The organism is Nostoc sp., from assembly GCF_036919675.1.
In the GTDB taxonomy this organism is placed as follows: Bacteria; Cyanobacteriota; Cyanobacteriia; order Cyanobacteriales; family Nostocaceae; genus Nostoc.
In genome coordinates, this window is record NZ_JBALCP010000090.1 from 27169 (window position 1) to 52596 (window position 25428).

20 protein-coding genes are annotated in these 25428 nt (G+C 43.5%); 9 read left to right on the top strand and 11 right to left on the bottom strand.

Annotated features, from left to right (window positions below):
- Positions 1–45 precede the first annotated feature (45 nt).
- The gene (locus V7K49_RS19070) at positions 46–678 is read left to right on the top strand and encodes a phosphoribosylanthranilate isomerase (RefSeq protein ID WP_335206879.1); all 633 of its coding nucleotides are present in this window, start codon (positions 46–48) and stop codon (positions 676–678) included.
- Positions 679–894: 216 nt separating this feature from the next.
- On the opposite strand, the gene folE is transcribed toward V7K49_RS19070, so the two are convergent.
- From folE to V7K49_RS19095, 5 genes are all read right to left on the bottom strand, one after another.
- On the bottom strand, positions 895–1602 hold the full coding sequence (gene folE, locus V7K49_RS19075) for a GTP cyclohydrolase I FolE (protein WP_334869410.1): 708 nt from the start codon (positions 1600–1602) through the stop codon (positions 895–897).
- Positions 1603–1695: 93 nt separating this feature from the next.
- On the bottom strand, positions 1696–2421 hold the full coding sequence (locus V7K49_RS19080; protein ID WP_335206902.1) for an SDR family oxidoreductase: 726 nt from the start codon (positions 2419–2421) through the stop codon (positions 1696–1698).
- Between the two features lie 354 nt (positions 2422–2775).
- A complete protein-coding gene (locus tag V7K49_RS19085; RefSeq protein ID WP_185586002.1) occupies positions 2776–3756 on the bottom strand; it encodes an acetyl-CoA carboxylase carboxyltransferase subunit alpha in 981 nt (326 codons plus the stop codon).
- A 162-nt stretch (positions 3757–3918) separates the two neighbouring features.
- The gene (locus V7K49_RS19090) at positions 3919–4938 is read right to left on the bottom strand and encodes a long-chain acyl-[acyl-carrier-protein] reductase (RefSeq protein ID WP_334869405.1); all 1020 of its coding nucleotides are present in this window, start codon (positions 4936–4938) and stop codon (positions 3919–3921) included.
- Positions 4939–5170: 232 nt separating this feature from the next.
- Positions 5171–5869 (bottom strand): aldehyde oxygenase (deformylating), encoded by a 699-nt coding sequence (locus tag V7K49_RS19095; RefSeq protein ID WP_335206880.1) that lies wholly within the window; start codon positions 5867–5869, stop codon positions 5171–5173.
- 184 nt (positions 5870–6053) lie between these two features.
- Here V7K49_RS19095 and V7K49_RS19100 point away from each other — a divergent pair, with 184 nt between their 5' ends.
- From V7K49_RS19100 to V7K49_RS19110, 3 genes are all read left to right on the top strand, one after another.
- Positions 6054–6881: a carbohydrate ABC transporter permease gene (locus tag V7K49_RS19100; RefSeq protein WP_335206881.1), complete on the top strand. Its 828-nt coding sequence runs from the start codon at positions 6054–6056 to the stop codon at positions 6879–6881.
- Positions 6882–7015: 134 nt separating this feature from the next.
- The gene (locus V7K49_RS19105; protein WP_335206883.1) at positions 7016–7324 is read left to right on the top strand and encodes a hypothetical protein; all 309 of its coding nucleotides are present in this window, start codon (positions 7016–7018) and stop codon (positions 7322–7324) included.
- 298 nt (positions 7325–7622) lie between these two features.
- Positions 7623–10073, top strand: coding sequence for a two-partner secretion domain-containing protein (locus V7K49_RS19110; protein WP_335206884.1), 2451 nt, complete (start codon positions 7623–7625; stop codon positions 10071–10073).
- Here the strand turns inward: V7K49_RS19110 and V7K49_RS19115 are convergent.
- The gene (locus V7K49_RS19115) at positions 10070–10228 is read right to left on the bottom strand and encodes a hypothetical protein (RefSeq protein ID WP_335206886.1); all 159 of its coding nucleotides are present in this window, start codon (positions 10226–10228) and stop codon (positions 10070–10072) included. The two genes, V7K49_RS19110 and V7K49_RS19115, sit on opposite strands and share 4 nt — an antisense overlap.
- Positions 10229–10689: 461 nt before the next feature.
- On the opposite strand from V7K49_RS19115, the gene V7K49_RS19120 reads away from it, so the two are divergent.
- The 3 genes from V7K49_RS19120 to V7K49_RS19130 all read left to right on the top strand — a co-directional run bounded on the left by V7K49_RS19120 (position 10690) and on the right by V7K49_RS19130 (position 14059).
- Complete coding sequence (locus V7K49_RS19120) at positions 10690–10983, top strand: hypothetical protein (protein ID WP_335206888.1); 294 nt, start codon at positions 10690–10692, stop codon at positions 10981–10983.
- Positions 10984–11375: 392 nt separating this feature from the next.
- On the top strand, positions 11376–13712 hold the full coding sequence (locus V7K49_RS19125) for a filamentous hemagglutinin N-terminal domain-containing protein (protein ID WP_335206890.1): 2337 nt from the start codon (positions 11376–11378) through the stop codon (positions 13710–13712).
- Positions 13713–13888: 176 nt separating this feature from the next.
- A complete protein-coding gene (locus tag V7K49_RS19130; RefSeq protein ID WP_335206891.1) occupies positions 13889–14059 on the top strand; it encodes a hypothetical protein in 171 nt (56 codons plus the stop codon).
- Positions 14060–14227: 168 nt separating this feature from the next.
- Here the strand turns inward: V7K49_RS19130 and V7K49_RS19135 are convergent, their stop codons facing one another.
- Both V7K49_RS19135 and V7K49_RS19140 read right to left on the bottom strand, forming a co-directional pair.
- On the bottom strand, positions 14228–14878 hold the full coding sequence (locus V7K49_RS19135; RefSeq protein WP_335206893.1) for a Uma2 family endonuclease: 651 nt from the start codon (positions 14876–14878) through the stop codon (positions 14228–14230).
- Positions 14879–15122: 244 nt separating this feature from the next.
- Positions 15123–16154, bottom strand: coding sequence for a hypothetical protein (locus V7K49_RS19140; RefSeq protein WP_335206895.1), 1032 nt, complete (start codon positions 16152–16154; stop codon positions 15123–15125).
- Positions 16155–16582: 428 nt separating this feature from the next.
- On the opposite strand from V7K49_RS19140, the gene moaA reads away from it, so the two are divergent.
- The gene (gene moaA, locus V7K49_RS19145; RefSeq protein WP_335206896.1) at positions 16583–17569 is read left to right on the top strand and encodes a GTP 3',8-cyclase MoaA; all 987 of its coding nucleotides are present in this window, start codon (positions 16583–16585) and stop codon (positions 17567–17569) included.
- Positions 17570–17698: 129 nt separating this feature from the next.
- On the opposite strand, the gene rpsD is transcribed toward moaA, so the two are convergent.
- Positions 17699–18307 (bottom strand): 30S ribosomal protein S4, encoded by a 609-nt coding sequence (rpsD, locus tag V7K49_RS19150; RefSeq protein ID WP_298911415.1) that lies wholly within the window; start codon positions 18305–18307, stop codon positions 17699–17701.
- A 455-nt stretch (positions 18308–18762) separates the two neighbouring features.
- Between rpsD and V7K49_RS19155 the strand changes: the two genes are divergently transcribed.
- Positions 18763–19443 (top strand): hypothetical protein, encoded by a 681-nt coding sequence (locus V7K49_RS19155; protein ID WP_442948678.1) that lies wholly within the window; start codon positions 18763–18765, stop codon positions 19441–19443.
- A gap of 838 nt (positions 19444–20281) precedes the next feature.
- Here V7K49_RS19155 and hetR read toward each other — a convergent pair.
- Together hetR and V7K49_RS19165 are read right to left on the bottom strand one after the other, a co-directional pair.
- Positions 20282–21181, bottom strand: coding sequence for a heterocyst differentiation master regulator HetR (gene hetR, locus V7K49_RS19160; RefSeq protein ID WP_273765150.1), 900 nt, complete (start codon positions 21179–21181; stop codon positions 20282–20284).
- Positions 21182–23887: 2706 nt separating this feature from the next.
- Positions 23888–25428, bottom strand: a 1541-nt coding sequence (locus V7K49_RS19165; RefSeq protein ID WP_335206898.1) for a DMT family transporter, incomplete at its 5' end; no start/stop codon positions are given.

Consider the following 25428-nt stretch of genomic DNA (forward strand, 5'->3'; position numbering starts at 1 on the left):
TAGTTTAGACTTTTCAAATGATTATTTTAAATTTGTCAGATTTTCATGCGTGTTAAGATTTGCGGCATCACTCAACCACAGCAGTCTATAGCGATCGCCTCTCTGGGTGCAACGGCACTAGGATTTATTTGTGTGCCAACCTCACCTCGCTACGTTACGGTATCCCAAATTCGGGCAGCAGTGGCAGAACTTCCGGCAAATATTGACACAATTGGTGTTTTTGCCAATGCTAGTATCCTCGAAATCAGTCAGATAGTTGTTGATTCTGGGTTGACTGGTGTCCAGTTACACGGAGATGAATCACCACATTTCTGCTACCAGTTACATCAATCTTTATCCAATATCGAAATCATTAAAGCGCTCAGAATTGCTAGTCTTGAGCATCTTGACACAGCAAATAATTACATAAAATACGTAGATACTTTACTACTGGACGCCTACCATCCGCAACAACTGGGTGGTACAGGCAAAACCTTAGATTGGACGATGCTAGAACAATTTAGCCCTAGTTGCCCTTGGTTTTTAGCTGGAGGACTAACAGCAGATAATATTGTGGAAGCCCTGAGTCAGGTTAATCCTAGCGGCGTTGATTTATCTAGTGGTGTGGAACGTTCACCTGGAAATAAAGATTTAGATAAAGTAGCCAAGTTGTTTGAGAAATTGGGGAGTAGGGAGTAAAGGGAGTAGGGGGAGTAGGGAAGAAGAGGCAGGGGAGCAGGGAGCAGGGAGTAGAGGGGAAAGAGGTAATTTTAATTCTCCCCCTTGCCCCCAGCAAGAACTGCTCCTCTGCCTCTTGTGCCCAATACAACTCTTCGAGAGGCTGCGCCAACGGCTTCTCTACGAGACGCTCTTGCGTTCGCTCAGTACAAGTGCTCCATGCCCACTCCCCATTGCTTAAAAGAACGCTGCTTGGTGGCGAATCAAGTTAAAAAATTCTTCGCGGGTTTTCTGCTCGTCTTGAAACACACCAACCATTGCGCTAGTGACAGTCCAAGAACCTGGTTTCTGGACACCCCGCATTACCATACACATATGGCTAGCTTCCATCACAACGGCGACGCCTTGAGGTTCTAGAATGGTTTGGATTGCTTCGGCAATTTGGCGGGTTAGCCTTTCCTGTACTTGCAAGCGGCGAGAATACATCTCAACAATGCGCGCCAGTTTACTCAGTCCCACAACTTTTTGGTTGGGGATATAAGCAACGTGTGCTCTACCCATAAATGGCAGCATATGATGTTCGCACAGACTAAAGAAATTAATATCTCTAATTAGTACCATCTCGTTATGCCCCTCATCAAAGATGGCATCGTTAACGAGTTCTTCAAGGGATTGGTTGTAGCCACTGGTAAGAAACCGCATTGCCTCGGCCACTCGCTTGGGTGTTTTGAGGAGTCCTTCGCGTTCGGGGTCTTCGCCAACTCCCAATATTAGTGTCCGCACGGCATCCTTCATTTCCTCCATCTGTTCCTCTTTGGGCGGGAATACATCTGCTTGTCGCCCGTTATTAGTATTGCGATCGGGTCTAGGAGTTATGGCTTCTGCCAAATCGGGAATCAGAGGTGATTGAGAGCAATTGGAACCGTTGGAACTAGCAATAGTCATGATTGAGTCTTGGTTATGGTTTGAATTTAGTTAGGAGTTATGAGTTATGAGTTAAAAATTCTAATTCCTAACTCCTAACTCCTAACTTCGCAATTAGAGTGCGCCAGCGCTGGGCATTAGGGTCAATTCATCAATAACTGCCTGTTGTGGCAATAGAACTGTGTAAAGAATTGACTGAGCCACAATTTCCGGGGTTAACATCTTGGAACGGTCTAAGTTGGCATGGACTGTTTCTGTGTCCCAAAGTTCGGTATTGACTGCCCCAGGACAAATAACCGTGACACGAATGCCGTTGGTGCGTTCTTCTTGTGCCAGGGTTTGAGAGAGAGCAATCAAACCAGCCTTGCTGACGCTATATGCTCCCCAACCGGGAAACGGTTGCTTGGCGGCAATTGAGGCAATGTTGATAATTGTGCCTGTACCCCGATCGCGCATTAAAGGCAAAATCCCCATAATGCACTGAAACACGCTGGTAAGATTCAAGTTAATTACCTGCTGCCAGTCCTCTAGGGGGGTTTCGCTCAAAGTAGCTGTATATGCTATGCCAGAACCGTTTACCAGAATGTCTATATCACCAAAGTCAAGGGCGATCGCTTGGATCTTTTCTTTGACTTCAAACAGCTGCGCTAAATCTACAGCGTAAGCTTTTGCTTCCACCCCAGTGTGCTGTACAGCTTCTCTTACTGCCTCCAACTTATCCAAAGAACGGCTGACTAGAGCCACATCTATTTCCGCCTTTGCAAAGGCTAAAGCCGTTGCTTTCCCAATTCCACTACTGGCCCCAGTAATCAGGGCGCGTCGTTTTTGCTCAACACTCATGGTGTCTCCCAATTTTTTGGCAGTTCCCAAAGCCTATTACCACCCCATTATTCACACTTCTCGGTTTGGATAGATTAAAGGAATCTAAAAATCTGATGATTTTCATTCAGCAACTGCTATAATGCAGTGCAATAGTCGGTATATTATGGGTTTTTCCAGTAAAGACAACAAATCATCGCCCGTAAAATCACGCCGTCCACTCAAATTAGATTACTTAATAATACAAAGGCTATCCAATCAACTTGAGTATATTTGCCAAACATGCAAATGCCTATGGCTAGATTGTTAAAAATCTTTAAGCACATAGGCAATTATAACATTGCTGCTTGGTTAATCAATGATTATGTAGTGCTGTTAGTGGGCAACTTCTGTAAAAACACCAATTTTGCGGAATTTTTCATACCGCAGTTGGCGGCGTTCTGGAGCGGTTAAACGATTGAGTTCGTCCAAATTTTCCAGCAGCACTTGCTTGAGAGTGGTAGCGGCTTTTAAAGGGTCAGAATGAGCGCCACCAGTGGGTTCAGGTAATATTTGGTCGATAATTCCCAACTTTTTCAGGTCGTGGGAAATAATTTTCAGAGCAACAGCGGCTTGGGGAGCCTTACCGGCATCTTTCCACAAAATGGCAGCACAGGCTTCGGGAGTGGCAACGGTATAAACGGAGTGTTCAAACATCAGGAGGCGATCGCCTACACCAATACCGAGTGCGCCGCCAGAACCGCCCTCACCGATGACTGTGCAGATAATTGGCACATCTAAGCAGAACATTTCCCGCAAGTTGTAGGCGATCGCCTCTCCTTGACCTTGATGTTCTGCTTCTACCCCAGACCAAGCTCCTGGCGTGTCGATAAAGGTTAGTATTGGCATACTAAACTTATTCGCGTGTTCCATCAACCGCATCGCCTTGCGGTAGCCGCCAGGGTAAGGCATTCCAAAGTTACGGGCAATATTGTCTTTGGTATCGCGACCTTTTTGATGACCCAACATCACCACAGGTTGCCCACTCAGACGACCGACACCACCAACTAAAGCCGGATCGTCACCACCACAGCGATCGCCATGCAATTCCATCCATTCATCACTAATAGCCTGAATGTAATCGAGAGTACTGGGGCGACGCGGATGACGAGCGACTTGCAATCGCTGGGACGGGGATAGACTAGTGAAAATTTCCTCACGCAGTTGCATGGCGCGTGCTTCTAGTTGACGAATTTGACCAGAAACATCGACGCCATTTTCTTCTGCAAGTTGCCGAATTTGATCAATTCGGGTTGCGAGTTCTGCTAGGGGTTTTTCAAAATCTAACAGTAGCGGTTTACGCTCGGTAGTTGCCATCGTAGGGGTTATGAATTACGAGTTATAAGTTTTTCAGAGTGAGGATTGAGCAGTGAGAAGTGAGGAGCCAGGAGTGAGGTTTTAGAAGGTGTGGACTTATGAAAGTTATTAACTCTTAACTCCTAACCGGAGGCGGAGCGTCTCCGGCTTTGCTCCTAACTCTTAAACCAGCAGTGGTCTAAATCCATGTTTTACTGATACCCGACCAATCTGCTCCATTTTGTCTACGGTAATCTGATTTCGTCCCCACGAAAAGTTCGTGTATAACTTCTCAAATTCCAGCAGCATTGATTCGGCAAAACAAGCAAACAACTGGCGGGCTGGCACGTCCATATTGACTATTTTCATAATTTTCCAGTCAATATCCAGGGAATGCTCTACAATTCCACCATTTAACACGTGTACACCAGGATACTGAATTTTCGTCGCTAAGTTTTTAGGATAGCCACCATCAATCAACAAACAGGGTTGTTTCAAAGTGGTAGCGTCAATTTCCACGCCTTTGGGCATACTGGCAACCCAAACTACAACATCAGCTAGGGGCAGTGCTTCTGTCAAACCGATGATTTTTCCCCGCCCCAGTTCGCCTTGCAACTCTTTGAGACGTTCTTGATCACGGGCGATTAGCAGCAGTTCTTTGACATCTGTTCTCGCATCTAGCCAGCGGGTAACTGCACTACCAATGTCACCAGTTGCTCCACATATAGCAACTGTCGCGTTTGATAGATCAATTCCCAGTTGTTTTGACGCTTCTTCCACCTGCTTACAAAGAATGTAGGCAGTGTGCGTGTTTCCTGTGGTGAACCGTTCAAACTCTAGTTTGATGTTACGGACTTGGCTAAACTGCTCTAACTTAAAATTTTCAAAAATAATCGAGGAAAATCCGCCTAAAGCTGTGATGTTAATACCATGCTTTTGTGCATGGGCCATAGCGTTGAGGATTTTGCGCGTTGCAGCTTTGATGCGGCGACTAGCTAGCATCTCCGGCAGAAAGCAAGATTCTACATACCGTCCTTCAATTTGTTGCCCAGTTACACTGGTGACAATAATGCTATCAACAATTTGCGGCGGAGCGCTGCACCAAAAGTCTAGCCCTTGATCGGCATATTCTGGGTATCCCAATTCTTGAGCTACCGCTTGAGCGTGTTCTAAACTAGCGAGATGTCCAATTAGACCAAACATGTAGTGATTATTAAGCTTATGCTGTCTTGAGCGCGTGGAATATTTAAGTGGTTGAGCAGTCCTGAGTCCTAAGTCCTGAGTTCTGATGTTCTGAATTTAAAGTTGAACTACTCAGCAACGCCAGTTGCTTCAAGTCGGCAGAGCCGACGCCAGTCTCTTATGGGGGAAACCCCCAAGACCGCGCTGGCTCCCCTAAGCACTGGCTCCTCAGCACTCGTTACTCAGCACTTTTTTAAGCGGCTATGAGTCCATAGGCTGACAACCGCATAATATCGCGAGTTGTGAAACCGATATTACTTAATGCTTCACCGTACTGAATCATAAAGGCTTCTACCAAAGCATCTTTTTCCATTGCCATTGTGTGGGCATCCCTCTCTACTTGGTTGAGCATTCTCCAAACGATGGGTAGGTTTTGGCGGTTTGCTTCTTCTAGTTCAGCTTTGGATTCTGTAAAATGTTCTTTCAACCAAACTTCTCCAAAGTTGAGGTGGCTATATTCTTCTTTTACTACTCCCTCAGTGATTTTGCGGGCGAAATCATCGGCGACGTTGATATAATTTTCGTATGCTGCGATCGCAAAACATTCAATAATCAAAGACTGAATCAACAGACAAGTAACGACATTACCGGATGCCGCCGCTGTTTGGAAATTTTGGTGTAGTCCAGAGAAAAACTCCTTGGCAAATTGCAAATCTGGGGTTACTTGCAAATTGCGCCCACAAGCTTCAAATCCTTTTTTATGGCGGCTTTCCATTTTAGATAGGCGAATCAATTCATCATGAGATTCCGGCAGCAGTTGGGCTAGTGTGATGTAATTCTCATGGGCTTCTTGTTCCCCTTCAATCACGATCGCATTAATCCGGCTATAAGCATCTTTGTATGTTTCGCTCTTGAAATCTAATTCTTTAAATTGGTCTGTAAGCTGCTGCATGGTATGTTTACTCCTGTAAATTTGAATTATTTGATACCAGGATTCAATTTACCCTATGAACTGAGGGTAACAATCACTGTGGTTTAATTTAACTTAACTTAACAAGTAGACTATGTTTATAGATTAATTGTTGCTGGGGGTGATGCTCTAGTACTAGCGGAACAAATGCTTTGCAGCTCAAGTAATGTCCAAACCAAACCCGAATCTGAAATCTGGCGATTTTTTGAGCCTAGTAGTCTTACTGCTAGGGGCATTTGTCGTTCTACTCCCTCTGTTTGTAGTCTTTCTCACCTCCTTTGCACCGCCGATTGCCAGCCCGGAAAATTTGTCCAAAAATAACTGGTCTTTAGCTAATTACCGCGTTGCATGGCAACAGGGAAAATTTTTGCTGGCGTTTGCTAATTCTACCTTGGTAGCGATCGCTGTGACGGCGTTTCAGATTGTCACTTCTGCTTTGGCTGGTTACGCCTTAGCACGGCTGAAGTTTCGGGGACGCCAAGCATTGCTATTGGTGGTTTTAGCAACATTGGTGATTCCCTTTCAGTTATTGGTGATTCCCATCTTTTTGGTTTTGAAGTGGGGACACCTGATAAATACCTATGGGGCGCTGATTTTACCCACTGCTGTCAACGGCTTTGGGATTTTCTTGTTACGTCAGTATTTCCAGACAATTCCGGTGGAGTTAGAGGAAGCCGCAGCCATAGATGGGGCGAACCGACTGCAAATTTTGTGGCGAGTGATGTTACCTTTAGCCCGTCCGGCCTTGGTAACGCTGTTTTTGTTCACCTTCATCGGCGAATGGAATGATTTGTTTAAGCCTCTGGTATTTACGACACGACCAGAATTAAGGACGGTGCAGCTGGCGTTGGCAGAGTTTCAAGAGCAATTTACGAATAATTGGCCTTTGATGATGGCAGCAGTGACGATCGCGACAGTTCCAGTGATGGTACTATTTCTCATCGGTCAGCGTCAGTTTATTCAGGGTATTGCCACCACAGGGATTAAGAATTAGTTGGGAGGCTGGCGGTGAGTCAAAGCCAGCCTGAGATTTCAATCTCAGCATTGAATTTTGTGAAACTATGCGAAATTCTTCCTAGCCAAGCTGAATCCATAATTGTACACATTCTGTAGGAAATGGAAACAGTTATGAACCCTGAAACATTACAACAGTTACAAGACGAGATTCAACAGAAACTGCTTGAAAGCGTTAATAATGCTGACTTATACACAGTGCTTGAGAAGTACGGAGTATTAGAAGATCGAGCTCTGATAGTTCAGTGGCAGTGCAATCTTGACCTAAATAAAATCAAATCTGGTGATGCAGTTAATGAACAGCAACCGAATGAATTATTGCCCGCAATCCCAAAAAACACAGAAGAGAGAATTGTGCTAATGCAAAGATCATGGTGTGTCCCTTGCCCTTCAAATCACAACCCTCTTGGCTGTAACTGCTAAATAATTTAGTCTTCGGACTGTAAGAAACCATTTATAAAGTAAATCTAAGGAAACCAACTTGGGTGCGCTGGTTCACCAGTTGCTACAACTCTTTTGACTACAGCAATGCATTGGCTCCCCAAGAGTAATTTTATTTTTACTTTATAAATGACCTCTAAAGAGTTTATTCTAGTGAGGATAAAAATGCTGAACTTTGCATTTACTAGTTAGGCTACAGAGATAATCTCAAGTATGACTCTACCTAATTAGCAAGGAGCAGTATTTAAATATACTCTTATTTTTTGGGTGCAAGTTTGTGATGTTTCGATACCGAAGCAGTTGGTGCTGGGAGTTAGGGATAGTCAGTACTTTAGCAATTGCTGGAGTGCTGACTTTCTTTGAGAGTTTTGCCTTAGCCCAAATACAAAAGGATGGCACACTTGGATCTGAAAGTTCAATCATTACACCAAAACTAATCGATGGTCAGCCTACAGACCAGATTGATGGTGGGGCAGTTCGTGGTACAAACTTATTCCACAGCTTTGAACAGTTTTCTGTCTCTGCGGGAAGGACAGCCTACTTTAACAATGCAAGAGATATTCAAAACATCATCAGTCGGGTAACAAGCAATTCTATTTCCAATATAGATGGCATTTTGAAAGCTAACGGCACAGCCAACCTGTTTCTGATTAATCCTAACGGCATTGTTTTTGGGTCAAATGCTTCTTTAAATATCGGCGGTTCATTTGTGGCCAGTACGGCGAGTAGCTTGAACTTTGCTGATGGGATAAAATTTAGTGCTACATCTCCTCAAACTACACCCCTGCTGACAGTAAGTGTTCCCATTGGTTTACAATTCGGAACAACTGCGGCTCCCATCCGCAATCAATCCCAAGCAGAACCAGATGGGGCAGTTAATATCTTTGGACAAGGCGTTGGTCTACAGGTGCAGCAAGGCAAAACCTTGGCACTCATCGGCGGTGATATCACGCTAGATGGGGGAAATATCACAGCAAACGACGGAAGCGTTGAGTTAGGAAGCGTCGCTGGTAATAGTCTGGTCAGTTTAAGTCCAACGAACCAAGCTTGGGCATTTGGATATGAAGGTGTTCCAAATTTCCAGAACATCGAATTAATCAAATCGAACCAAATTTCATCCACCATCGATACTCATGGAGAAAGTGGTGGCAATATCGAGATGCAAGGGAAGCTTGTGCGGATAGCTGGCAGTTTCGTCATTCTAGTTTATCCCTCGCAAGATCAGTCAGGGGGGAATGTGACACTGAACGCCTCAGACTCTGTAGTAGTTGAGCAAGATGCCCAACTGTTTACTCAGAGTTTCTCCACCGAAAACTCTGGAAGCATAAATGTCACTACTAAAAAGTTGGTCGTTAGAGATGGAGGACAATTGCAGGGGCAATTGACCATAAACGCCTCAGATTCCGTGGAACTAATCGGCGGCACCTCCATTCCTCTCTTCGCAGATGGTAGTGATTTAATATCCAGTGGATTATTTAGTGCAACTTATGGCGATAAAAACGCTGGCAACATCACAATTAACACTGGAAAGTTGCGTATCCAAGGAGGAGCAAAAATATCAACAACCTCTGAAAGTATATATAGTTATCTTTCTAACCGACTTACACCAGCTACAGGAAAAGCAGGAAATTTGACGGTGAACGCCTCTGAGTCCGTAGAACTAATAGGAACCTCACCAAATGGTTCTAGGCTCAGTGGCTTGTTTTCTGGAACTGAAGGGCCTGGAGATGGTGGAAACTTGACGCTAACGACAGGGCGATTGATTATCAAGAATGGGGCTGCAATCTCTGTGAGCAGCCAAGCTCGAAAAAATGTAATCTATGACGCAGATCCAAATAACTTAGGGAAAGCAGGCGATTTAAATATAACCGCTCGCTCCATACTTCTGGACAACAAAGGAAAACTTACATCTGAAACCGAATCAGGTCGAGGCGGGAATATTACGCTACAGGTGCGGGACTTATTACTGATGCGCCGCGAAAGTAAAATAACCACTAACGCAGGTACGACAGGGCTTGGTGGAGATGGCGGTAATATCACCATCAAAGCACCTAATGGCTTCCTCGTCGCTGCTCCCTTGGGAAATAGCGATATCACTGCCAATGCCTTCTCTGGCTCAGGTGGTAAAATCACAATCACCGCTAAGAACATCTTTGGGTTTGTGCCGCGCACAGGTGCAGACGTAGAGAAGCTTGATCCAACAGGCAAAAAAAACCCGAATAACCTGCCAACAAATGATATTACGGCGTTTTCTCAGCAAAACCCTTCATTAAATGGCACAGTCCAAATCAACTCACCAGATGCTGACCCCAGTAAAGGATTAGTGGAACTACCCGTAAATCTGGTTGATGCTTCAAAGCAAATTGTTGCTGATTGTAATTCTGGTGCAAAAATAGCCAGGAGTTCATTTATTAGGACTGGGCGTGGAGGACTAATAGCCGATCCCACGCAGCCATTGATAGCTGATGATGCGGTGCTAGCAGATTGGATCACACTCTCTCCAGAAAGTCAGAATCGTGCTGGCGGTATTCACAAAAGAGCGGTTGTTCAGGCGCAGCGAAACACAGAAGAAAAATCACAGAAAGTTAATTCTGTCAATGAACCTACTCAAATTGTGGAAGCCCAAGGGTGGGTTATAGATGCCAATGGGAACGTGGTTCTGGTTGCTCAAGTACCCACGGCGACGCCCCATAACTCTTGGCTCAACACTGCATCTTGCGCTGCTAATTAAAAATTGAGATTCTCGTAATTTTTGTTAGTGCGATCGCACCTTCTATTAAACTCAGCTATGGGTGCGTTGGCGTAGCCCGTCGTAGACATCGCTGATTCGCTATCACCTTCATACAAGCGATCGCCCTTTGTAATAAATTTAAGCTGTGGGTGCATTGGCGTAGTCCACCAAAGGTATCGCAGATTCCATCATCCTCAACACCTACACAAAAAACATATTTGATTTTGTGGCGGGATGAGAAAGATCAAACCGATAATGCTAAGGCTTTAGCTTGTGGGCTTATCCAAACGGTAAGCAGAGTGTGAGAGTTGAGGAGGTATCAATTACTCAATCCTTTTGAGTGATCAACGGTCAGTAGCCAAATTTATCAATGCTTTAAGGAAATCCAACAGAAATATATGAAGTTTTGTAACACAAGGCGTAATTATTACTAGCCAAGCTGAAGTCATAATTATGAGAGTTCGCAAGAGCTTAGAAACCTAATGCTTTCGTGCCACTCTAGACTCTGTATCTTTGATTTCTTCATCGCCAAACTGTACTAATGCGAAGTCACATTAATTTAGTACATCACAAGCTCAGTTTACACATTTACCAATCTGCAAGGAAAGTAAAATTTATGGAATCTCAAACAGTACAACCAACAGTTATAGATGCTCAAACATTATATCTGTTAAAAGACGAGATTAAACAAGAAATTAGTGAGAGACTGAAGAACTCTAACTTAAGCAAGGTACTTGAAAAGTACGGTATATCAGGAGATGATGTTTTACAAGTTAAGTGTAATATTGACCTAACTAAAATTCAAGTTAGAGATACGAATAGTTCACTATTAATTCCAGGTAAGCATGTCGAATTATGGGCTTGCTTATGTAAAGGTGAGATTACTGATTGCCCTTGCCCAAAGCCATAAAGAAAGTGTCAACTTAATAGTAATCATCTTAAATTAAGTAAGTCGGTGCATATATATCGTATTTTTATCGCCGACTTACTTATATGGTATGAGCGTAGCGATAGCAAAGTGGGAAAGATTGCAGATCCTTCACTAAACTCTGTATCTAGATCAGAGGATGTTTTAAAAGGGTCTTTTGCTCTCATAGTTAGTACAGCAAAGCATCTCAGTATATGGTGCAACCTTGATTTTGCGTTGTATTTAACCCAGTGCAGAACTGCAAAATTATACCTTTCGGGACTTTTAAAACATCCTCTCAGAATGACATAGCCCTCGTTGCATAAGTTTTAATTTTTGATAGAGTCAGTATTGTTCAGTAACTGGTACTACTTTTGAGGGGTGCAATATCAGACATGGTTAATTTTTGGGGCTGGTGTCAAGGACTAGGAGTTACAATATATAGTGCAATAGCTTTCTTTAGCAACTCTGCTATTGCTCAAATTATCCAAGACAGTACTCTACCTGATAATTCTCAAATTACAAAAACAGGTAATACTATAACTATTAATGGTGGAACCCTGATTGAAGATAAATTCCGAAATATAAGCAATCTGTTTCACAGCTTTGAACAATTTTCTGTCCCCACTGGAAGCACAGCCTACTTCAACAACGCAGCAAATGTTCAGAACATTATTAGCCGGATAACGGGTAGGTCTGTTTCTAATATTGAAGGCATTATTAAAGCTAATGGACAAGCCAACCTGTTTTTGATTAATCCTAACGGGATTATCTTTGGCCCCAATGCTTCTTTAAACATCGGTGGTTCATTTGTTGCTAGTACGGCGAATAGTCTGAACTTTGCTGATGGTACTAAGTTTAGTGCCGTAGATCCCCAAACCTCACCCTTATTGAAAGTAAGTATTCCCATTGGTTTACAATTCGGAGCAACCGCAAAACCCATATACAATCAATCCCAAGCTTCTAGTCCAAATGGTACAATAACTAATATTAATATCTTTGAGCAACCTGTTGGTTTGCAAGTGAAGCCGCTTAAAACCTTGGCACTTATAGGTGGTGATATAACCCTAGATGGGGGAAATTTAACAGCAGCATCGGGACGAATTGAGCTAGGAAGTGTCGCTAGTAATAGTCTAGTCAGTCTCAGTCTCGAACCAATAAACCAAAGTTGGAGTTTGGGATATGAAGGTGTCCAGAATTTCCAGAACATTAAATTAATCGAGCGAATTACTAATGGTGAAGTGTTTCCATCTCAAGTAGATGCTAGTGGTGAGGGTGGCGGTAGTATTCAGGTACAGGGAAAGTCTGTAGAACTAAGTGGTCGTCATGTGCGCCTAATAAGTCAAACTACAGGTGACCGAGATGGTAAAGAAATAAGCATTAATGCCAAAAAATTAATTGTTCAGGATGGGGCACAAGTAGCTACTTCTACTAAAGGTATGGGAGCGGGAGGAAGTTTGACGGTCAACGCTTCCGAGTCTGTGGAGTTGATTCGTAGTAGAACTTTATCAATTCCTCTGAGCGGACTGTTTAGTACGACTTTTGGTGATGGAAATGCAGGTAACCTTACAATTAAAACTGGTAGGTTACGTATCCAAGATGGGGCAGAGGTATCAGCAGAGTCCACTATGAACGACGCTCAATTAGCTAGAGGAAACGGAGGAGATTTAACTGTTGAAGCCTCAGAGGCTATAGAACTAATAGGAGTCTCAGCAACAGGAATTGCCAGCAACTTGGCGGCTGGGACTCTAAGCTTTGGAGACGCTGGAAAAGTAACAATTGATACAGATAAATTGATTATCCGGGACGGGGCTGAAATAGTTGTAAGCAGTATGGGGAATGTAAGTAATACAGGCAAAGCAGGTGATCTCAATATAACTGCTGGCTCTATCTGGCTCGACAACAAAGGAAAACTCACATCTAATAGTAATCCAGGTCAGGGCGGTAATATTACACTCAACGTGCGGGACTTATTACTGATGCAGCGCAACAGTCAAATAACCACTAATACAGGGGGTAATGGAGATGGTGGTAATATCATCATTAATGCACCTAATGGCTTTGTTGTTGCCACTCCCTTAGGAAATAGCGATATCACCGCCAACGCCTTCTCTGGCTCAGGTGGTAAAATCAAAATCACTACTAAGAATATCTTTGGATTTGTTGCGCGCACAGGTGCAGATGTAGAGAAGCTTGATCCAACAGGCGAAAAAAACCCGAATAACCTGCTAACAAATGACATCACGGCATTTTCTCAGCAAAACCCTTCATTAAATGGCACAGTCCAAATCAACTCACCAGATGCTGACCCCAGTAGGGGATTAGTGGAACTACCCGTAAATCTAGTTGATGCTTCAAAGCAAATTGTTGCTGATTGTAATTCTGGTGCAAAAATAGCCAGGAGTTCATTTATTAGGACTGGGCGTGGAGGACTAATAGCCGATCCCACGCAGCCATTGATAGCTGATGATGCGGTGCTGGCAGATTGGATCACACTCTCTCCAGAAAGTCAGAATCGTGCTGACGGTATTCCCAAAAGAGCGGTTGTTCAGGCGCAGCGAAACATAGAAAAAAAATCACAGAAAGTTAATTCTGTCAATGAACCTACTCAAATTGTGGAAGCCCAAGGGTGGGTTATAGATGCCAATGGGAACGTGGTTTTGGTTGCTCAAGTACCCACGGCGACGCCACATAACTCTTGGCTCAACACTGCATCTTGCGCTGCTAAGTAGACATGAGTTTGATAAACCTCTTTTTACCTTAAACTAAAGTTCAAGCCTGTCCCTCTTTGAGTTGGAGAGGGACAGGTTTTGGTAGTAAAACCTCTTAGAGGTCTTTGTCTGAAGTTGTTTTAGCATAGAACGCAATCAGCAATTGCGTAGGCGTAGCCAGCACTTCGACAAGCTCAGTGACCACTGTAGGGATCGCCCAAATCGCAAATGTAGTCGCCGAAATCGCAAATGCGATCGCCGAAATAACAAATGCGATCGCCGAAATAACAAATGCGATCGCCGAAATAACAAATGCGATCGCCGAAATAACAAATGTAGTCGCCCAAATCGCAAATGTAGTCGCTTAAATCGCAAATGCGATCCCCGAAATAGCAAATGCGATCACCGAAATCGCAAATCAAGCCACAGGGTAGGGGATTGTGGTTCAAAAAGAGCAAAAAGGCTATAAATTAAACTGTCTCTGGATCAATGTTTAATTCTCGTAACTTCGCAGCCATGCGCGATCGCAATTGCTGCTATTGTTGTAATCGTTCTACTCCCCACAGCAGCAATTGCCCGGTTTCATCCCACCAGCGCAACCAATAGCCAGTACGATTTACTTTCACACCCTGCCAAATTCCTAAAAACAGCCCAATACTCGCAATCCAATACCGTCTATCCCCATTCGGTTGCTGGAGTTCGTATTGCCCTGAAGCACTTAGTTGATAGACTTCCACCCACCCCGCCTCTGGTTCAAAAATTACATAAGTGGGGACTTGGAGAATGCGCTCATAGTAGTACCACTTACCAGGTGGGTACTTAGCTTTAATTGAGTATTCACCACCTTCTGTCTCTGACAAAAATTCTATGACGATTGCCGGAACTTCTCCTTCTAAGTTCGGGGTATAACTATGACGGTTTTGGTTTGGTGGAACTGTCGGTAACACAGAAGGGACATAGAACCAATCCGGCGCTTTTATCACCAACTTGCCATTTACAGTTGCACAAATCCCAAAATTTGTACCGATGAGTATCTGAAGCGAAATTAACCCTGCCAGTTCCAAGCTTTCAGTGAGGGCAAATGCGAGCGCTGGCTGACTAATGTTGTCCACAGGCTCATCTGGTAAAGGAAAGTCATCAGGTAACTTTTCCCAAGTGACAATGGGTTCACTGATGGTGGTTGACATAGAAACCTGGAGTCAGGTGGCTATTGCTATTATGTCGCACAACTTTACTCAAAGATAAAATGCGATACCGAATAGCCCGCACTTCTCTACTAGACGCTCTTGCTAGCAAGATCCCCTACGGAGTACAAGTCGGGAAACCGCAAGGGCACAGTGGCTCCCCAACCTACTTCTAGATTTATCAAAACTAATGACAACAAAGGTTTCTGATTTTTCTCTGGTGAGAGTTATAGAAGAGCGCTATTCTCTAACTTGTCTCCTGAATTTGCAAACGAATAGTGTGTTCAGTCGCACCACTAAGTTGCAATTCCATGATTTCACCACCCAGAGGTTCCAAGCAATTGAGGAGCGATCGCAAGTTGGGTGTACTTGCGCCAGTATCTACATATAATCGATCTGCTAAATTACTGATCCGTTTCCAAGTCATGTAGAGTTTAGCGATCGTTTGTTCAATTTGGGATGCTTGATTGACTAGATCAGCAGCAATGCTCAAACAGCCGACTCTTTGCGCTTCTTCTAAGGCTGTTTCAATGTCAACATCTTCTTTCGTCAGCGCCTGAACTTGAGCCGCCCCTTTGAGATATTTTGCCAAGTTACGCGCTTCGGTGGTTACCTGTTTCAGAGTATCTACATCTGGGTTAGCAGCAATTTCCTTTTGAATAAATTTTTGGTGCGATTCTGGCAGTTTTTCCATTTCCTTCACCAGTGGGGCGATGTAGCGTGGGGGAAGGGTGTTATCTGCTGCTTTTTCCTTAACTGCTTCCGGTAGCAAATCTGAGGACATGGCTGTCCATTCATCGCTGAGTTGACGTACTTCCCGCCTGGTGATGCGATCGCCTTTTTGTGCAGCTTCACTCACCATCTGTTGCACTTGGGGCGATGCTTTGGAGGTTTCAACAAATGCCCGTTTACTGAAGTTGTTCACAGATGCGGGGTCAAGTTTACCGTCTTCGATCAGAGTATCGGCACTATTCGCCAATTGAATCCAGGCATAAGCTTGACTTTTGCTGATTTCCCGCTCTTTTAGCCATCGCAGAAAGCCAGTACCACGCCCGTCACCACCGACTTTCTCTCTGTCGCGGATAGCCCGTAAAATTCGCCCCCGCCAGATTTCAGTTTGCAAATCAAAGCGATCGCATACCTGCCAAGCTATTTCGAGCTGCTCTTGAAAATCTGACTCTAGAATCTGTTCATCTTTTGGATCGGGCAGTTCAAAGGTAATATCTGCTGGCTGCTGTAAAGCAGCAGCAAGGTCGTTGATGGAGTCGGTGTCTTGCACGATTGATGACTAACTAGTGGATGCGATCGGCTTATTATGCCACAATCTGTGAACTCTTACTTAAGGGGGAGTACGGTATTTTGAGTTACAACAACTATAGTAGAAAGGGGTAAACCACCTCTGGAACTCAATTTTGGATTTTGGGTCGCACCTTTGGTGCGCTGACAGCGCAACTTGGATTTTGGATTGAGCCACGTCGCATGAATGCAGGGGCTATCGAGCAAGAATTTTAGATTTGTTCTCGCATTTTAATTCGCTTGCTTTCAGACTTTTTTAAATTTTGGACTTTCCTGCGGAACGCTACGCGAACGGCGTAAGCGCTTAGTCGAACGCTTTTGAATTATTCAATTCCATTATCTAAAATTTAAAATCTAAAATCTAAAATTCGGTGAAGTCTTTAATTAATCAGAGACAATAAAAATAAAACGATGAACCAGGTAGACTACCTCCGCATTAGCTTAATCGATCGCTGCAATTTTCGTTGTCAATACTGTATGCCAGAGGGAGTAGAACTGGACTATATTCTCAAGCAACAGCTATTGACTGATGAGGAGCTGCTCACCTTAATTCAAGAGGTATTTATTCCAGTCGGCTTTAATCAGTTTCGTTTGACTGGGGGTGAACCCTTATTGCGTCCCGGTGTAGTGAATTTGGTTAGGGCGATCGCAACTCTTCCCCAAACTCAAGACCTCTCAATGACCACCAACGGGTTTTTGCTGGCTCCGATGGCACAAAACCTTTACAATGCAGGTCTGCGACGAATTAATATTAGTCTTGACTCTCTTGATCCCGACATTTTTGACCAAATTATCGGTAATCAGGGTCGTTCTCGTTGGCAACAAGTTTGGCATGGGATTCAAGCTGCCCATCACGTCGGATTCGACCCACTGAAGCTGAATGTAGTGGTAATTCCTGGCGTTAACGATCACGAAGTTCTAGATTTAGCCGCCCTGACAATTGACAAACAGTGGCACGTCCGATTTATTGAATTTATGCCTATTGGTAATATGCATTTGTTTGGCGATCGCGGTTGGGTATCTTCAGCCGATTTACGACAAAAAATCCGCGAGCATTGGGGCTTGACAGAATCTCAAGTTCGTGGTGCAGGCCCTGCTGATGTCTTTAAAATTCCCGGTGCGAAGGGGACACTGGGATTTATTAGTCAAATGTCAGAATGTTTTTGCGATCGTTGCAACCGGATGCGCCTGAGTGCCGATGGCTGGCTGCGTCCTTGTTTATTGAATGAAACTGGTCAAATAGATTTAAAAACTGCTCTGCGTTCTGGGATCAGCACCGCTCAATTACAAGAGCAGGTGAGGCATTTACTCGGAATCAAGCCAGAAATTAATTTTAAAGAGCGCGATTCTGGCATTGTAGGTACATATACCCGAACTATGTCGCAAATTGGCGGATAAAAATAGTTAGGAGTTAGAAGTGAGGAGTTAGGAATTATCGTCTTTCAACTCATAACTCATAACTCCTGTACAGACGCGATTAATCGCCTTTCCTGTACAGACGCGATTAATCGCGTCTCTCCTAACTGCTTACGCTTGTCGTGAGTAGTATTCCACCACAAGTAGTTCATTAACTTGTAATGCCACCCATTCCCTTTCAATAACACTGTTGACTTTACCAACCAACTTATTTTTGTCAAACTCCAAATGACTGGGGAGGTTGGCCAAACCGGGATATTGCAAGTTAGCTTCCACCAACTTCCGTGATTGTGCCCGATCCCTGACTGCAATTACTTCGCCAGGACGGCATTGGTAGCTGGCAATATTAACCACACGACCGTTAACAGTTACGTGACTGTGATTCACCAGTTGACGAGCTGCGGGGATAGTTGGGGCTATACCCAAGCGGAAAACCGTATTATCCAAGCGCATTTCTAGCAATTGCAGCAGCACTTGTCCGGTAGAACCAGTAACACGTCTGGCTTTCCGCACATAGCGCAGCAATTGCTTTTCAGTCAAACCGTAGTTGAAGCGGAGCTTTTGCTTTTCCTCTAGACGGATAGCATACTCAGAGCGCTTCTTGCGGTTCTGACCATGCTGACCTGGTGGGTAAGCGCGTCTGGCGCTTTTACGAGTCAATCCTGGTAAATCGCCCAAGCGGCGTACAATTCTGAGGCGTGGCCCTCTATATCGGGACATGAGTTTCCTTAATCTAATCCTGTTTAAACTTTACCCAGACGTTCCATTCTGACATTCCCCTGATTTATCATCAAGGGATTCTTGGTTTTTTGAAGCTGCTTGCCTTGGTATGACGTATCCTACCAAAGTAGAGGCATCAACTTTTACGCCAGTTGCTTTAAGTCGGTAAATCCGACATACTGGCTTCCAAGCCTGAATTCCGACGTGCCCCGCCGGACTCCTGCCAATAAGTTTTTTGTGTTTATTTAGTTTCGTAGGCTACTCAATCATCAGATTGGTTCACGCAGTATTCTTACTCTGAAATACTTTTTACGTTGCCTACTTATCTTTCAAACAGTTATATTAACACAATTTTCCGCATAATTAATTATGTCTATACCTTGCTGCCGTTGAAATTCTTTGATTACAGAGATTTTTAAAATATTTGAGTTAGCATAACCTTGGGTGTTTGGAGAATGGCAATGTCACACAGCAAAAAAGTGGTTAATAGAGGTAAGAACAAACAAGCCAGTTCCACCTCCAGGATTTTAACAGTATCAGTTTTGGCTATAGCTGGATGGTTGACAACCAGCTTACCTCAGATGGCTGTTGCTGCCTCCTACAGCAATGATTATAGTCTCTGTGCGGGTCGCCTCCTCAAAGTGGGCGTCACGGCAGAAACTGCATCACAAGGTTGTGCAGAGGCACTGCGTCCAAGGGATTTGGCTTCTTGCGTGGTTAAAATTAATAAGCAAACCCAAATTGCTGCGACAGATGCGCTTTCTTATTGTGGGAAGGCCCGGCGTCCAGAGGAGTTAGCTACCTGTGTAGTTGGCGTCAGCTCAAGTACTAAGGAAGCAGCTAATCCGGCAGTTTTAGATTACTGTGGACGTAGTTTGTTGCCCGTGCGCTTTGGCCAGTGTGTGGTTGGCTTGAGTAGTCAAATCGACCTTCCCCCTGCTCAGGTGTTAGATACTTGTATCAGTGCTAGTGATAGTGTTGTTGGTGCTTCATCTTCGTCTACACCGCAGACTATAATACCTACGGGTTCAAGCCCAAGTCTCGAAACTACCCCAGTTCCAACGCAACCGATTGTTCCAACACAACCGCTTGTTCCAACACAACCGCTTGTTCCAACACAACCTGGCACTAATTAAATTACAGTGTTTTGTAATTGTTAGGACTTACGCATCAAGTACGAAATGTAGGGGCAATTCATTAATTGCCCCTACAGTAAATCAAGGCTTTCACTGCATTTTTGCGTAAATCCTGATTGTAATTGACTGAAAATACAGGTTAATTAGTAGGGTGGGCATAACCATGCCTACCCTACTATGACTTGAACAACAATATTTTATTTTTGTATATAAAACCTGCCATAATTGCCTTTGCTTGCAAATTATGCAAACTAAATACTTACAATACAAAAGTCACAAGCAGTTTTGTGACTTTTGTACTACTAGAACACCAATTCAGTAATCCTTCCTGGAAGAACCTCTCCCTCAACCCCTCGACCTTGGCGTCAGCCTGCCGTTAGGTATAGCACAGAGGAGAGTTTGGCTTGCTCAAGGGAGGTGGGGGGTTAGGTTTTTGATTAGTGAATCGATGCTCTAGTACAGTATTACAGTGTAAATAGACCAACCATGCCCCTACTTTTAAGCTTTATCATTACCAACATTTTTTAAATCTTCTGCTTCGTTACCATTCCGCCTCGGAATTTATTCCGAGGCTAATAAGCTTGCATTCCTCTCAAGATGACTAAATACAAAATTTTCAGCCATCTACATGGCTATCCAATGTAAAAGGGAAAATTTTAGTCCACTTGAGTAGACTTTAGCTATCAGCTAAGAACTTAACTTCTTGGCGGGATTCGGTCAGTGCAACAGTTTGACTGTTACAAAAATGTGGGTAATCACAAGACTTTTAAGCAAGGGACAAAACCAGTGAAAAGCTTACTTTCTAAGCTTTTCAAATTTTGAATTTTGCGTACCGTTACTAGTCTTCTCTTTCGCCAAAAGCCGTCTGTAAAATCACTGGAATACCTCCGTCTTGGTGATATTTATCTCCCCAGGCACGGATAACTTCATCCAATTCTTCCATAGCCTGCTGCATTTTTTCTGGGAGGATATCAAGTTCTTCCAGCAAGCGCATGGCATTTCGTCGCCGTTCTGCCCAATCTTTCATCATTCGGAAATACCGAGCGGTATCTTCCACCATGATGTAAGTGCGTTCTTGATCGTCTGCTGGGGCATAAAAAGGACGGGTAAGAGCGTAGAAGGGCATTCCCCAAGGAGAATCAATGCGTGTTACCGTTCCTGAGTAGAGCAGACGGCGCTTGATATGCTCACCCAAGGCTTCACTCAAAGGCATTTGGTGTTCGGGTGGCAAGTCTTCTTGCGATCGCTTGTGCAAAAACTCAATCAAATCTAGAAACTCAAAGGAGCTAACTAACTGGGCATCAGGTAGATTACTTGGCAGTTTCTGCTCAATTTGTCTTTTTTCTTCACTTGTCAGACTGCTACCAGGAACGCGCGATCGCCCCGGTTGCCAAGGATATTTTTCTAGCCAGACATAAGGCAATTGAATCAAATAGCGAGGTTCTTGAGAACCCAACATTTTTAACAGTTTGCCTTCTGTTAGTGCCTGTCTGACTTCTTCTACAATAATTTTTACCCGTTTTGGCTCCAAGTGGTGCAAATGCCCTGTCATCCGCAGGTTTTGTCCCTGCTCTAGATAGGTCATGTAAATTGCACACTTTGCTGCCGTTGCGGCTGCGTCTAAAAATGCCCCATGCCTGTGCCCACTCGTCCGCATGGCACTAAAAGCCAGATAAAGCATGATCTGATCCATCGCACTGGGGTCAAGACGTTTGATCAGATCTATGTCGTTACTCATATTACAGACAATTGAATAGCACGTTTATACAGTTTTTAATCGAATGAAAATAGGTAGTATACACTTGGCTGAAGGCAATGTCTTTACTTCAAACTATATTAGTATGCGATAACTATGAAATCGGTGGTAGCGCAAACTACCATTTTCGCATATTCTCTGGTACAAAGGCAGATTCAGTGGTTGTTACTATAACTGTCCCTGCATCTGACCGGAAAATTATAGACATCACAAAGTTCAGTTTGACGGCGGTTTACTTCCCAAAAGTCAACTGTGTTGTAAGTAATCTACAAAGCCTTTAAGTTTTCTGGGGTTTTTCTCATCTTTCAAGAGCAACAATGTCAAGCCGCTTACATCTAAACTATGGCACTGTGCCGACTCGGAGTAAGAATTAGTTTGTGCGGTTCATTTGGGATATCTGTTACTCGAAAAAGATGGTTTTTATTCAGCTTTGGAGAATTATTTATAGTACACAGGTGGCTAGAAATAATTGGGATTGGTCTAAAAAGAAATCGCTTATCAGGTGTAGCCACATTTAGAGGTTGAGCCACACGGATCGTTCTTAACTATCATCCCTTTCACAACCTCAAGTCATATCTCGGCAGTATAGGCCATAGCCTTGAGGGAAGATAGTAGACTTCAAGTAGAGCAAATAATTCCAATTTCAAAATACCTGTTGTTTTTTCAAATCTCGTTCTTGATCATATCATTGTTTTTCTCTTTTGCATAAGTTTATGTTTTTTTGATTTGAGAAATGAACCGTACTTAAGTAAGTTACATTCGCCTAAATCAAAGTTTGATGATATTTCTAAATATCCTATTAAGTCGCAGTTTCATTTATCCTTTTCTGTTGATGGGCTGACACAGAAAGCCGCGATTTAGTCCGATTTAATCGCATAGCCATCAGGTTTTCTTAATAATGCTAATCGGCTAAAAATTTACTTATTAGCCAGATATATAATAAAACAGATTGGATTCCACTTGATGATTATTTAGATAATTTTTCTCAAGGGATTTATATTTTTTTCATGAAAGAATATTATCCTTTGATCATTTAACTAATTCCTTGGCTACTTTCAAGTATATTTTTACCCCGCTGTTTTATATGTTTGAAGGACTTGAATGGCGTGGACAGTTTGTTGCCATAAAAGCAGGAGAATCCGTAGCAAGCTCCGATATAAGCATTCATTTTCCGGGCATCTGGGCAATCGCAGACCAGATTGACTCCTAGAAAACGGCAGAAATAACTAGAAAGGCACAAATAAACGTAACTATGTGAATAAAAATGAATGGGGCTAAAACCCTCTTCCCTTCTGGCTTCTGCTTCCTACCTTCTGCCTCGTCTCAACTACAAATTTACGCCGACCTACTTAAAGATACCATCTCACTAAGCTCAAGAGCATAGAAATGAGGCATTTTAAATTTTGCGTTGATCGCAGAGGTTACCGGAGAATAATTTTATTAGCCTTTTCACGGGCGATCGCTCCATATATTCATGTAGCTACAACAATCTCTCACGCTTAAAAAACGGGTTAGTCTAGTTCGCGGTGCTACTTTTTCATCTCCAAGTTCAAAAACGTGTTGCAATCGCTTTAACTCCTTGTAAATCTTTCCTCTGAGCAAATACTCATGCTCAATTGCTTGAGTTAGTACTACTCATACTGCTTATATATACGTGTTTTCCCTACCTGTATCAGGCTAAATTCATAAAAATATATTACAAGTCAAGTTATTCTGATTACTGCTTATATATAGGTGTTTTCCTCACCTTTATCAGGCTAAGTTCATAAAATATATTATTAATAATCAATAGACCTCTTGCAAAAGTCCCTAACACCCCACCCCCAACCCCAACCCCTAAGAGCTTGCTCTTAGGGGAGGCATAGCGTAGCTTTGGCGGGGTAGGGTTCTTATTTTTTGATTTATGCAAGAGGTCTAATATTAATTGCTTATAGCGCTTCTCGTACCCTGCCGGAAAGCCGCTACGCATCGATGAATCAAGTACAAGGTAGGAGCGCACAGATCAGCTCTCATGCGTTGGCTACACAAACAGGGGCTAAGAGAAACAAGGGGCAAAATCCCTTGTTTAACCCGCCGATTTAACGTTAAGTTGACACCAATGCACATCTGTGAAGCCCTACGAATTGCTGTACTTCACACAATTAAAAACTGCTATACAGTAAAGACGTTGCATTGCAACATCTCTACACGCATCAAATCTCCACTCAATCTGATTACTACTCCGATTTATTTATAGATAGGACTTACACAGAACAGATCCCCCAATCCCCTTAAAAAGTTGGCTCTTTAAAATCCCCCCTTTTTAAGGCTACGATCTACACACAAGTCCTAAAATCCTTGCCTGGTGAGATACAAGCCGTATATTGGCAAGATTTTGAGTTGATCAAACTTATTATCAATAGTGTCAGCTTATTGATAGAGTAATAACAGAAAATCAAGGGTTTTAAAAATAATTTTCCGTTCTTTTCCGTCCATTTGATTGCCAACTCGACTTGTGTGTACATGGTAGCTTTTTAAGGGGGGATCAAGGTTTCAGGTTTTCAATGCGTAAGTCCTGATAGATATAGAAATTTAGGATCTAAAATATATAGAAGACCTGCGATCGCATTAGTTTAGAGATGTTAGTCAAGTTGGAACCCCCCGGATTTATCCGTGGGGTAGTTCAGCTAAACTGATTGAACTCGCCATTTAATTCGTGGGACTAGAGGATTTAACCTGATTTCGCATTGTTTCAAAGCTGAAAGCAGCCGCGCCAAAGGTTACTAACAACACTCCCAGAATTTGCACAAAATCCAAATTTTCTTGAATGATTAACCCAGCGAAAATCACTGTTAAAACTGGGATGGTACCACCGATGAGCGCCGCTCGTGAGCCACCTAGTTTACTAATACCAACATTGTTGAGCAAATAGCCTGCAAGAGTCAGTACACCCAAAATAAATGCGCTTAAAACCAGTTCCAGCATCTTAGAGGGGTCAACTACCAAGTTCCAAAAAGGTAGCATCAAGCAGATAAAGCTCAACAACAACATGGTAGCGAAGTTAATTAAAGTAAAAGTCACGGGATGCAGTTTGCTAGCACAAACCCGCGTCAGAATTATATAGGCAGCAAAAGCCACACCTGAAAGAATAGCGGTGCTGCTTCCCATTGAAGTATTACTCGTACCGATCGTGGGAGAAGCCCCTAAAACCAACAATTCACCGCAGCAAATCGCGGCGATCGCACCGATGCGGAATATGGTAGGGCGATCACGAAACAGAAACCACGACAATAAACCACTAACCATCGGATAGACAAAGAACAGTGCGATCGCCATTCCAGTCGTGACTTGAGCGATCGCAATGTATATGAGTACCTGAGACAAAAACAAAAAGCACCCACTCACAATCGAGAACAGCAAAATCTGCTTGGTAGCTGCATTGGCAGATGTGGGATTTCCTCGGACTGAATTAGCCAAGCTTTCCAAGTCTTGCCACAGTCTGGGATGCAATATAGGAGACAACAGCACCATCAGTGGTACTACTACCATAAACCGTAGCGTCAAAATTAACAAAATATTGCCTAAAGTCGGCGGTAGCAACCGCTCTACCTCTAATACTCCAAAAATCTGGGAACCTTCGTGGAAAATTACCTTAATGGCTATATTGTAAAGCGACGATACCACTGCCGATAAGACAATCAGCAAGAAACCGATTTTTTGGATGGGTGATAAGCCCGAGGAATTAGGCGATCGCGGTTGTGGGGGTTTTGATCCCGGCGGTGGCTCTAGTGTAGTAGAAGGTGAAGATTTAGCTTTGCTCTGTGACCCGTTCCTGCGGAGGACAGAAATTGGTTCAGCAGCGTTTCTCTTTTGTGAAGGTTGTATTGCTCTCGGATGTAGCACGGATGCAATCGGAGCCTCTGATGTAGTTTCGCTTTCCGGTAAGTCCTTATTCAGGATAGAAATTGGTTCGGTGGCATTGTCCTTTGGTGGCGGAACGACAGCAGCAGGAGGCTCTGATTTAGTTTCCCTTTGGGACAAGTCCTTGCTAGGGAAAGAATTTGGGTTCGTAGTGTTTTCTCTAACAATCGTCGGCTCTGATTTAGTTTCCTTTTGAAACAAGTCCTTGCTGGGGACAGAAATTGGGTTCGCGGCGTTTTCTCTAACAATCGTCGGCTCTGATTTAGTTTCCTTTTGAAACAAGTCCTTGCTGGGGACAGAAATTGGGTTCGCGGCGTTTTCTCTAACAA